The sequence below is a fragment of the Stenotrophomonas sp. GD04054 genome, from assembly GCF_029836955.1.
Taxonomy (GTDB): Bacteria; Pseudomonadota; Gammaproteobacteria; order Xanthomonadales; family Xanthomonadaceae; genus Stenotrophomonas; species Stenotrophomonas maltophilia_A.
Genome location: NZ_JAOECR010000088.1, coordinates 1 through 10144 on the forward strand (window position 1 = coordinate 1; position 10144 = coordinate 10144).

Sequence of the window (10144 nt, forward strand, 5' to 3'; positions counted from 1 at the left end):
AGCGCTTCGCCATCCGCACCCGGCAGATGCGGCAGCCGCCCCCAGCACGGCATCGGCAGGCGCTGCTGCAACGTCGCGATGTTCTCATCCTGGCGCTGCATCACCGGGTCGATGTGGTTGCCGATCCAGCCCAGGCACTCCACGCCGCTGGCCTGCAGCGACTGCGCGGTCAGCCGCGCATGGTTGACGCAGCCCAGCCGCATGCCCACCACCAACAGCACGGGCAGCTGCAGTGCGCGCACCAGGTCAAGCTGGTCCAGCGTGGCCGAGACCGGCGCCAGCCAACCGCCAACGCCCTCCACCACCACGACATCGGCCTGCGCGCGCAATCGCGCGAACGCGGCCACGATCGGCGCCAGCTCCACCTGCACGCCATCCTCGGCAGCAGCCAGCTCCGGTGCCAGCGGCTGCCGCAGCGCGTACGGATTCAGGTCGGCATAGTCCGGCACCGGCCAGCTGGCTGCCTGCAGGGCCAGCGCATCTTCGTTGCGCAGGCCCTGCCCCAGGTCTTCGCTGCCGCTGGCCACCGGCTTCATGCCCACCGCGCGCAGGCCGCGCCGACGCAGTGCATGCAGCAGCGCGGTGCTGGCCGCGGTCTTGCCGATCTCGGTATCGGTGCCGGTGACGAACAGGGCAGGCGGCAGCGTGGCGGGCAACGGCATCGATAAGCTCCAGCGGGGCAACAGAGCCTGCATTATCGCCGGCCCGGCGCGCTTGCTAGACTGCGGGCATGTTCGCCAATGCCTCGCTTACCGGCAGCAAGCCGGAACAATACGCCCAGCTGCTGGAACAGGCCCGTGGCCTGGTCTACGCCGAGTCCGACCGCATCGCCAACGCGGCCAACCTCTCTGCACTGGTCTATCACGCTCTGCCCGACCTGAACTGGGTGGGCTTCTACCTGTACGACGGCAAGGAACTGGTGGTCGGGCCGTTCCAGGGCCTGCCGGCCTGCATGCGCATCCCGCTGGACAAGGGCGTGTGCGGTGCCGCCGCCAGCCAGCGCGTGACCCAGCGCGTGGAGGACGTCGATGCCTTCCCCGGCCACATCGCCTGCGATTCGGCCTCGCGTTCGGAACTGGTGGTGCCACTGCTGCGCGGCGATGAACTGATCGGCGTGTTCGACATCGACAGCCCGAAGGTGGGCCGCTTCGATGCCGACGACCAGGCCGGCCTGGAAGCCATCGCCCGCGTGTTCGTCGAGGCGCTGGGATGAGCGCACCGAAGCTGCGCAACATCGGCCCGAAGAGTGCGGCGTGGCTGCGTCAGGTCGGCCTGCGCAGCCGCGAGGATCTGGTTGCGATCGGCGCGGTCGGTGCCTTCGTTAAGGTCAAGCGCGCCGGCTTCAAGCCCAGCCTGAACCTGCTCTATTCACTGGAAGGCGCGTTGCTGGACTGCCATTGGCAGGAACTGAGCGAGCCGCAGCGTGAGGCGCTGGTGCAGGATTACGAAGCGCGCATCACTGCGCATCCGCTGAAGGCGGCCGGCCCCGCTTCGGGCCCAGTGCATGAGCAGCGCTTCGATGCTGACGACGACGCTGAGGACAGCGTGGCCGAGCGCGCGGACGAGGATTGAGGCCTCCGCGTTCCTGGGGATGCCGGCCAGCGGCCGGCACTACCACTGTGATGCGGGATCGGTAGCGCCGGGTCATGCCCGGCGAGTGCGGTCAGGGCTGCTGCAGCTCCAGCAGTTCGCCCACCAGCCCGACCTCGCCGCGCTCGAGCCACACCCGCAGGCGTGTGCCGTGGTCAATACGCAGGGCCCAGCACAGCGACATCGGCAGGCCGCAGACCTGCGACAGCACCATGCGCAGCGGGCCGCCGTGGCTGACCACCAGCGTCGGCACCGAATCGTCATCATCAAGCAGGCGATCCAGCGCGCGCGCGATGCGCCGCTCGAAGTGGCCCCAGCTTTCGCCGTTCGGCGGCGGGAATGCATGCGGGTCGGCATGGAAGGCCGCCAATGCGTCCTCCGGCAGGTCGAACAGCGACTGCCCGTCCCAATCGCCGAAATCCAGCTCTTCCCATTCCTCGTCCGCTTCCACGTCCAGCCCACGCGGCGTGGCCAGGGCCATCGCCGTGTGCAGCGAGCGCAGCCGTGGCGAACTGATCACCCGCTCCCAGGGCTGCGCAGCGTAGGCGTCGACCAGTTCCTGCGGCAGGCGGGCCAGCTGCGGTGGATCGCTGCGGCCATCGAGGAACTCATCGCGACCGTTGCCGGCATGGCGGACCAGGTCGAGGATCACGGCAGTGCAACCGTATACAACACGCTTGCCGGCGACTGCATCGCGCGCGGAGTGGGAAAAATCGACGATTGAAGCAACATCATGAACACCACTTCTGGACAGCGTCCCCGTAGTGGGGCGCGTCATTCTAGCGTGGGCCGCCCTCTGCCTGCCTGGGAGAGGGCCCTGCACGTGATACGGACAGCGATGCCATCACGCGTTTGCCCAGCCGGATCATCGGCGCTTCGATGCAGCGGTGGCCCAGCGCAGCCAACGGCATTGCGACTGCCAGTACCAGCGCAGCGCACAGCAGATAGCCGGTTGTCCCATCACCAACGGCCGCCAACAGCCGGTGAAGCACCGGCCCCAGCACGGCGATCACAATGGGATGCCCCAGGTAGAGCGAGTAGCTCACCGTACCCAGCCACGCCGTCGCCCGGTTGACGAGCAGACGCGGCGGGCATTGCGAGCAGCCCAACAGCACTGCCAGATAGCCCAGGCCGGCCAGCTGCCATGGTCCTGCCCCGCTCCAGCCAGCTGCGATCCCCGCCACGACCAGCAACAGCAACAGGGCACCGGCCATGTTCAGTGCCTTCCCCCACCACCGCGCCCGCGCCGGAGACAATTGCGAGAGCGCGTTGTACGCATGGAACGCCACCAACCCCATCGCGAACACGGGCGCGTGCGTCAGCCAACCATAGCCGCCCAGCGAGGCCTCCGCGCGTGCACCCAGCGCGCCGGTTCCGGCCAGCGCCGCCAGCCCCAGCAGCACCAAGAGGAGCGTCCAGGCCCGACGCCCGTTATCCACCAACAGGTACAGCAAAGGGAAGATCGCATAGAACAACATCTCCACTCCGACCGCCCAGCTTGCCCACACAATGCCCTGCTCCCAGCCGGGGAACAGGTTGAATGTGAATGTGGCGTTCGCAACGATTTCGGCCCACGGGTGGCCGGCATGGCTGCCACGGCCATCGCGGAAGATCGAGAACGCCAGCAGCAGATAGAACAGCGGTGCGATGCGCAGGAAGCGGTGCAGGTAGAAACTCAGCAACGGCCGACCGCTGGCTCTGTGACGAGGCTGGGTATAACACAGCGAGAACGCGCTGATCACGAAAAACAGTGCGACACCCGTGGCCCCCAGCTGCAGAACGGGCAACAACCAACCAGCGACAGTCAGCGTCGGCGCCGGCATCGACTGGACGTGAAACAACACAACGTAGACGGCAGCCAAACCCCGAAGAGAATCGAGGAACTGCAGGCGATCCTTTGCAATCATGTTCCAGGTTCCAACCAGATGCGCGTGCGACGCTCCTCACTCTACCAGCTGGCGATGCCGTAGACTGCGCGCACTTCCAGGTGACCTGCGGCCACGGCCGGCAGGTTGAAACGGGAAGCCGGTGACGCGTGGATCCACGCCAGGCCGGCGCTGCCCCCGCAACGGTAAGCACGTCAGTTCCAGGCAACAACGCCACTGTGCCGCAGGCATGGGAAGGCGCCTGGACGGTGGCCTCGCGCCACCCGGCGGCAAGCCCGGAGACCGGCCAGGAAGCCTCAGGTCGCGATGCGGTGGGCATGGCGCTGGATGACCGCAGCCTGCGCTGCGGCGTCGGCGCATGCCTGCCTTCGCGGCTCCTCCCCTTCGCCACGCGGGCGTGCGTGGCACCTGGAGTCCCCCATGAAGCTGCAGTCCCGAATGCTGTCCCTGGCCGTGCTGGCCGCCCTGCCCGCGCTGGCCCAGGCCGCCGATGACACCACCGCGCTCGACCAGATCCTGGTCACCGCCACCCGCACCCCGATCGCCCTGCAGGACAGCATCGCGCCGGCCCAGGTGATCGACCGCGCGCAGATCGAATCCAGCCAGGCCACCTCGCTGCAGGAACTGCTGCGCGGCCGCGCCGGCATCAACCTGACCAACTCCGGCGGCCTCGGCAAGCAGAGCTCGCTGTTCCTGCGCGGCACCAACTCGGGCCACACCGTGGTGCTGGTGGATGGCGTGCGCATCAACAGTGCCGACCTCGGCCTGGCCATGTACCAGGACCTGCCACTGGCGCAGATCGAACGCGTGGAAATCGTGCGCGGCCCGCAGTCCAGCCTGTACGGTGCCGACGCCATTGGTGGCGTGATCCAGATCTTCACCCGCCGCAACCAGGGCGATTTCGCTCCGCACTTCCAGCTCGGCGGTGGCAGCAACGGCCTGCGCGAAGCCAGCGGCGGCATCGGCGGTGGCACCGAACGCGGCTGGTTCGGCGCCGACATCGCCTACCAGCATTCCGACGGCATCGATGCCTGCCGCGGCTCCGCCTCGGTGTTCACCGCGGGCTGCTTTGCCGACGAGCACGACCGCGACGGCTACCGCAACCTGTCCAAGAGCCTGCGCGGCGGCTACAGCTTCAACGACCAGTGGACCGTGGAAGGCAGCGCACTGCGCGCCGACGGCAAGAACCACTACGACGGTTACTACAACTATTCGGAAACCCGCCAGCAGGTGCTCGCTGGCAAAGTGCGCTACACCCCGTCTGAACGCCTGGCTTTCACAGCCAACGTCGGCCGCAGTGACAACGAGTCGGACAACTTCGGCGCACCGGGGGTGTTCGGCAGCGCCCAGACCCATCGTGACAGCGCCTCGCTGCAGGGCGACTTCGGCGTGGCCGAGGGCCAGCTGCTGAGTGCAGGCGTGGATTGGAGCGAAGACAACCTGGATGGCAGCAGCGCCGGATATCTCGTCGACAGCCGCCGCAACACCGGCGTGTTCGTGCAGTACCAGGGCCGCTTCGGCCGCCACCAGCTGCAGGCCAGCGCGCGCAATGACGACAACCAGCAGTTCGGCAACCATGCCACCGGCAGCGTGGGCTGGGCGATGGAACTGGAGCACGGCCTGCGCGTCAATGCCAGCTACGGCACGGCGTTCAAGGCACCGACCTTCAGCGACCTGTACGACCCGTGGAGCGGCGTGCCGACGTTGAACCCGGAGAAGTCCAAGAGCGCCAACCTTGGCGTTTCGCAGCAGGGCCAGGGCTGGCACTGGGGCCTGGACGTGTACGAGACCCGCATCGATGACCTGATCACCTACGATGCCTCCACGATGAAGATGCGGCAGGTGGAGAAGACGCGCATCCGTGGTGCCGAGCTGACTGGTGGCATGCTGCTGGCCGGCTTCGACATCAATGCGCAGCTGAGCTATACCGACCCGCGCAACCGCACCCACGGCAGCACCCAGTTCGACAACTGGCTGCCGCGCCGCGCGCAGCAGACCGCACGCCTGGACATCGACCGCCGCTTCGGCGATTTCCGCGCCGGCCTGACCGTGCAGGGTGCAGGCAAGCGCTATGACAACGCCAGCAACTCGGTGAAGGTTGGCGGCTACGGCACGCTGGACCTGCGCGCCGAGTACGCGCTGACGCCGTCCTGGTCGCTGCTGGCGCGCGCCGCCAACGTGTTCGACCGCACGTATGAAACCGTGGCGTGGTTCAACCAGCCGGGCCGCGAGTACCAGCTGAGCGTGCGTTACCAGCCGAAGTGACCGCGACGGTCATGGCAGTGCCGGCCGCTGGCCGGCAACATCATGACCTTCGGCAACGCATCCCGGGTTGCCGGCCAGCGGCCGGCACTACCCATTGCATCAGCCCGGGTTACCGGCCGGCGACCAGGGATGTCCGTTGCATCAGCCCTGCAACCCCGGCAGTTCACGCAGGTCGTCGATCACCGCCACGGCGTGCGCGGTGGCCAGGTCCAGGCCGCGCGGATAGCCGTAACGCACCAGTGCGATCGGCATGCCGGCATCTTCGGCGGCGCGGTAGTCGGTCAACGAATCACCCACCATCAGGCAGGACTCCACCGGCAGCCCGAAGTGCGCGGCGATGTGCCGCAGTGGCTCACCGCTGGGCTTGCGCTGCGGCAGCGAATCTCCCCCCAGTACCAGCGCGAATACACCACCGATGCCCAGGTGCTGCAGCAGCGGCGGTACCAGTGCTTCGGGCTTGTTGGTGCAGATCGCCAGCGGCACGTTGCGCGCACGCAGTTGCGCCAGCGCTTCGCCCACGCCATCGAACAGCCGCGGGCTGCGCAGCAGGCACTCACGGTAGTGCACCATGAACACCGGCATCACTTCGGCCAGGTCCACCTCGCGGCCGGCCGCATGCACGGCCTGTTCGACCAGGCGGCGCACACCGTCGCCGATCCAACCGAGCACCGTGGTTTCCGGCACGCGTGCCACACCGATGTCCTCCAGCGTGCGGTTCAGTGCTTCGGCGATATCAGCTGCGCTGTCGACCAGCGTGCCATCAAGGTCGAACACGACCAGCGAATAGGGATACGACAAGGGACGGCACCTGCATGACGTGGGGCCGTCCATTGTACGCCGCTGGTTTTTGCGCCGATCCGCCTCAGCCGATCCGGCGCGCGCGGGTCGCCAGGAAGGTGGGCAGATAGCGGTCGATCAGGAAGCGCGGCTGCGGCTGCCAGTCTTCCATGAAGCGATCGATGACGAAGCCGGCATCGAGCTGCCCACCGATCAGTTCGGTCAGGCTGTGGCCGAAGGTCAGCGCATCGCCGCGTGCCAGCTTTGCCTCGCGCTCGGCTGGCGCCAGGTCTTCCAGGTCCGAATAGGGAATGGCGTACTGCGGCCGGATCAATCCCTGTGCATCGAGCTGCGGATCACGCGCACCGACGAACAGCACCGGGTTGTAGAAGCTGGCCATCAGCATGCCATCGCGTGCCAGCACACGGCGGCATTCGGTCCACACCGGGCGCACGTCGGGCACGTACAGGTTGGAGATCGGATGGAACACCACGTCGAAACTGTCGTTGGCAAACACGTGCAGATCGCGCATGTCACCCTGCACCGTACGCAGCTGCAGGCCATCACGCGCAGCGACCTGGCGGTCCTGTTCCAGCTGCCCGTCGGAGAGATCGAACACGGTGACGTCAGCGCCCGCAGCGGCCAGCACCGGTGCCTGCTGGCCACCGCCCGAGGCCAGGCACAGGATGCGACGGCCGCGCACATCACCCATCCAGTCCAGTGGCAACGCGCGGGGCGTCAGGTGCACCTGCCAGCGGCCTTCGCGCGCGGCGGCAATCGTTGAACTTTCCACCGGGCGCGACCATTCGCGCACTTCGCTGGCCTGGCGGTCCCAGGCAGCACGGTTGTGGTCGATCAAGGCCTGTCCATGGTTCATGTGTTCTCCTTGCCCGGTGGGCGCCAATCCAGATCCTGGAAGGCCGGGCTGGCGAAGCACTCGGCCAGGAAGTCCAGGAATCGCCGCATGATAGCGGGCTGCTGGCGCCGTGACGCGTACACCGCATGAATGCCGAGTTCGTCCAGGCTGAATCCGGGCAGCAGTTCGATCAGCTCGCCACTGCGCAGCAGCGGCGCCACCTGGTAGGTCGGCAGCATGGCGATGCCGGCACCGGCGCGCACCGCCTCCAGCAGCAGCGAGGCCTCGTTGGCACTGATGTTGCCACCCACCGCCACCGACAGCGAACGCCCATCGCGGTGCAGCTGCCACAGGCTCTTGCCGACGTAGTGATGGGTCAGGCAGTTATGCGCGGCCAGATGCTCGGGCGCGGTCGGCGTACCGCGTGCCTGCAGGTAGGACGGCGTCGCACACAGCACCGAACGGCAGGTGGCCAGCCGCCGCGCGATCAGGCTCGGGTCGATCTGGCGGGCGATGCGCACCGCCAGATCCACGCGCTCTTCCACCAGGTTCACCGTGCGGTCGACCAGCAGCAGTTCGATGCGTGCCGCTGGATGGCGCGCGACGAAGCCGGCCACCGCCCGCGCCAGGTGGCTCTGCCCGAATGAGACGCTGGCGGTCACCCGCAGGGTCCCGTGCGGCTCGGGATCATCACTGGCCAGCTCGCCCTGCAGTTCTTCGCCGATCGCCAGCATCTGCCGGAAGCGCGCCAGCGCCGCCTCACCGGGGCCGGTCAGGCTGACCCGGCGCGTGGTCCGGTGCAGCAGGCGTGCGCCCAGCCAGCTCTCGACCTCGGCCAGGTAGCGGCTGACCATCGCCCGCGACATGTCCAGCACCTCGGCGGCGGCGGTGAGGCTGCCGCGCTCGGCCACCTCGACGAACACGGTCATGGCGGTCAATCGGTCCATATGCTCGATTCATGCAACAAACAAGCGCGTTATACGCTGTTTTTCGAGCAACTGCAGCAGCCTAGAGTGGCCCCATTCCCACCCCACACCGCCCCACGGAGTCCTGCCATGAAAATCGCCCTCGTTGGTTCCACCGGCAACATCGGCCGCCAGATCGCCCGCCACGCGCTGGCCCGCGGCCACCAACTCACTGTCATCGTGCGCAGCGCGCAGGACCTCCCGGCCGAGCTGGCCGGTGCCCATCCGGTGATCGCCTCGCTGGATGACCAGGACGCGCTGGTTGCCGCCATCACCGGCCACGACGTGCTGGCCAGTGCCTACGGCCCGCGCCCGGGCGATGACATCGGCCGCGTCGGCGAGATCGCCGCGCAGCTGGCCGCCGCCGCACGCAAGGCCGGCGTGCCCCGCCTGGTGGTGGTCGGTGGCGCCGGCAGCCTCGAAGTCGCACCCGGCGTGCAGCTGGTCGATACCCCCACCTTCCCGGAGGCCTACAAGCCGTACGCACTGGCCCACCGTGAGGCGTTCAACCGCCTGCAGGCGGTGGACGACCTGGACTGGACCTTCTTCTCGCCGGCCGCCGAAATCGGCCCGGGTGAAGAGCGCGGCCAGTACCGCGTGCAGGCCAAGGCCTTCCTCGCTGATGCCAGCGGCCACAGCCGCATCAGCTACGCCGACTACGGCGCGGCGTTCGTCGCCGAGCTGGAAGCGCACCAGTACCCGAAGCAGATCATCACTGCGGCGTACTGATGCCAGGCCGCCGGGCATGGCCCGGCGCTACCCACCTGTGAGCCAGGCCCACGCCCGGCTCGCCGTCCGCCACAAGGAATGCCCCATGCGTACCGCTGCCCTGCTGCTCCCCCTCGCCCTGGCCGCCAGCTTCACCAGTGCGCCACTGCTCGCCGCGCCGGCCGCCGCGGCGCCGGCCACGGCCACGAAATCCCAGCTGCACCTGCAGACCTTCCATCCCGGCCCGCAGGCGATGTTCTCGGTGTCCTCGGTGCTGATCGAAGGCCGCCACGACGCGATCCTGGTCAATGCGCAGTTTGCTCCCAGCGACGCGCGCAAGCTGGTCGAGCTGATCCGCACCAGCGGCAAGCAGCTGACCACCATCTACATCAGCCACGGCGATCCGGACTACTACTTCGGCCTGGCCACGCTGCAGGACGCGTTCCCGCAGGCGCGCGTCGTCGCCACTGCGCAGACCGTCGCCCACATCCAGCAAACCCAGGCCGGCAAGCTGGCCTACTGGGGACCGAAGATGGGCGCCGACGTGCCGGCGCGCATCGTGGTGCCACAGGTGCTGGACGGCGATGCCCTGCAACTGGAAGGCCAGCGCCTGCCGCTGATCGGCCTCGATGGCCCGACCCCGGACCGCACGGTGCTATGGGTGCCGTCGCTGCGCGCGATCGTCGGTGGTATTCCGGTGGTAGCCGGTGAGCACGTGTGGATGGCCGATACGCAGACGCCGAAATCGCATGCCGACTGGCTGCAGACCCTGCAGCGGCTGCAGGCGCTGAAACCGAAGGTGGTAGTGCCGGGGCACTACGCGCCGGGCGCGGCGCTGGATGCCAGTGCGCTGCGCTTCACCGCGGACTACATCCGTGCGTTCGATGTTGAGGCGGCAAAGGCGAAGGACAGTGCGGCACTGGTGAAGGCGATGCAGGCGCGCTACCCGAAGCTGGCGGGCGTGGCGTCGCTGGAGTTGAGTGCGAAGGTGGCCAAGGGCGAGATGCAGTGGCCATGAGGTAGGGAGTTTTCTTTTGCAGGGCTGCGCCCTGCACCTGCTCAATGCAACGGCAACAGCCGAAGCAACAGCAACAGCT

11 protein-coding genes and 1 riboswitch are annotated in these 10144 nt (G+C 67.9%); of the genes, 5 read left to right on the plus strand and 6 right to left on the minus strand.

Features of this window, described 5'->3' with window-relative positions:
• Nucleotides 1-662: dethiobiotin synthase (gene bioD / locus N7573_RS21905; protein ID WP_279943284.1), on the minus strand; the 662-nt coding region annotated here is incomplete at its 3' end.
• Nucleotides 663-730: 68 nt separating this feature from the next.
• Here bioD and N7573_RS21910 point away from each other — a divergent pair.
• Both N7573_RS21910 and N7573_RS21915 read left to right on the plus strand, forming a co-directional pair.
• Nucleotides 731-1213, plus strand: coding sequence for a GAF domain-containing protein (locus N7573_RS21910; protein WP_279913852.1), 483 nt, complete (start codon nucleotides 731-733; stop codon nucleotides 1211-1213).
• Entirely contained in the window at nucleotides 1210-1572 is a 363-nt protein-coding gene (locus tag N7573_RS21915) for a TfoX/Sxy family protein (RefSeq protein WP_189720528.1), read from the plus strand. The genes N7573_RS21910 and N7573_RS21915 overlap by 4 nt, the downstream gene beginning before the upstream one ends.
• Before the next feature lie 91 nt (nucleotides 1573-1663).
• On the opposite strand, the gene N7573_RS21920 is transcribed toward N7573_RS21915, so the two are convergent.
• Nucleotides 1664-2242, minus strand: coding sequence for a histidine phosphatase family protein (locus N7573_RS21920; RefSeq protein WP_279913854.1), 579 nt, complete (start codon nucleotides 2240-2242; stop codon nucleotides 1664-1666).
• Nucleotides 2243-2369: 127 nt separating this feature from the next.
• Complete coding sequence (locus N7573_RS21925) at nucleotides 2370-3497, minus strand: acyltransferase (RefSeq protein WP_279913855.1); 1128 nt, start codon at nucleotides 3495-3497, stop codon at nucleotides 2370-2372.
• A gap of 61 nt (nucleotides 3498-3558) precedes the next feature.
• Nucleotides 3559-3782: riboswitch (cobalamin riboswitch) on the plus strand.
• Between the two features lie 114 nt (nucleotides 3783-3896).
• Here N7573_RS21925 and btuB point away from each other — a divergent pair.
• Entirely contained in the window at nucleotides 3897-5741 is a 1845-nt protein-coding gene (btuB, locus tag N7573_RS21930) for a TonB-dependent vitamin B12 receptor (protein WP_279943285.1), read from the plus strand.
• A gap of 141 nt (nucleotides 5742-5882) precedes the next feature.
• Here the strand turns inward: btuB and gph are convergent, their stop codons facing one another.
• The 3 genes from gph to N7573_RS21945 form a co-directional block, all read right to left on the minus strand.
• Entirely contained in the window at nucleotides 5883-6539 is a 657-nt protein-coding gene (gene gph, locus N7573_RS21935; protein ID WP_279913932.1) for a phosphoglycolate phosphatase, read from the minus strand.
• Nucleotides 6540-6603: 64 nt separating this feature from the next.
• Nucleotides 6604-7395, minus strand: a complete 792-nt coding sequence (locus tag N7573_RS21940) for a class I SAM-dependent methyltransferase (protein WP_049398349.1) — start codon at nucleotides 7393-7395, stop codon at nucleotides 6604-6606.
• On the minus strand, nucleotides 7392-8321 hold the full coding sequence (locus N7573_RS21945; RefSeq protein ID WP_279913933.1) for a LysR family transcriptional regulator: 930 nt from the start codon (nucleotides 8319-8321) through the stop codon (nucleotides 7392-7394). Before N7573_RS21945 ends, N7573_RS21940 begins: the two co-directional genes overlap by 4 nt.
• Before the next feature lie 108 nt (nucleotides 8322-8429).
• Here N7573_RS21945 and N7573_RS21950 point away from each other — a divergent pair, with 108 nt between their 5' ends.
• The gene (locus tag N7573_RS21950; protein WP_279913934.1) at nucleotides 8430-9068 is read left to right on the plus strand and encodes an NAD(P)H-binding protein; all 639 of its coding nucleotides are present in this window, start codon (nucleotides 8430-8432) and stop codon (nucleotides 9066-9068) included.
• Nucleotides 9069-9153: 85 nt separating this feature from the next.
• Entirely contained in the window at nucleotides 9154-10065 is a 912-nt protein-coding gene (locus N7573_RS21955; protein WP_279913935.1) for an MBL fold metallo-hydrolase, read from the plus strand.
• The last annotated feature ends 79 nt before the right edge of the window (nucleotides 10066-10144 follow it).

Bases quoted from the DNA above. Each gene is read 5' to 3' on its own strand.
- N7573_RS21910 (WP_279913852.1), top strand. From the start codon at position 731: ATGTTCGCCAATGCCTCGCTTACCGGCAGCAAGCCGGAACAATACGCC.
- N7573_RS21915 (WP_189720528.1), top strand. From the start codon at position 1,210: ATGAGCGCACCGAAGCTGCGCAACATCGGCCCGAAGAGTGCGGCGTGG.
- N7573_RS21925 (WP_279913855.1), bottom strand. From the start codon at position 3,497: ATGATTGCAAAGGATCGCCTGCAGTTCCTCGATTCTCTTCGGGGTTTG.
- btuB (WP_279943285.1), top strand. From the start codon at position 3,897: ATGAAGCTGCAGTCCCGAATGCTGTCCCTGGCCGTGCTGGCCGCCCTG.
- N7573_RS21940 (WP_049398349.1), bottom strand. From the start codon at position 7,395: ATGAACCATGGACAGGCCTTGATCGACCACAACCGTGCTGCCTGGGAC.
- N7573_RS21945 (WP_279913933.1), bottom strand. From the start codon at position 8,321: ATGGACCGATTGACCGCCATGACCGTGTTCGTCGAGGTGGCCGAGCGC.
- N7573_RS21950 (WP_279913934.1), top strand. From the start codon at position 8,430: ATGAAAATCGCCCTCGTTGGTTCCACCGGCAACATCGGCCGCCAGATC.
- N7573_RS21955 (WP_279913935.1), top strand. From the start codon at position 9,154: ATGCGTACCGCTGCCCTGCTGCTCCCCCTCGCCCTGGCCGCCAGCTTC.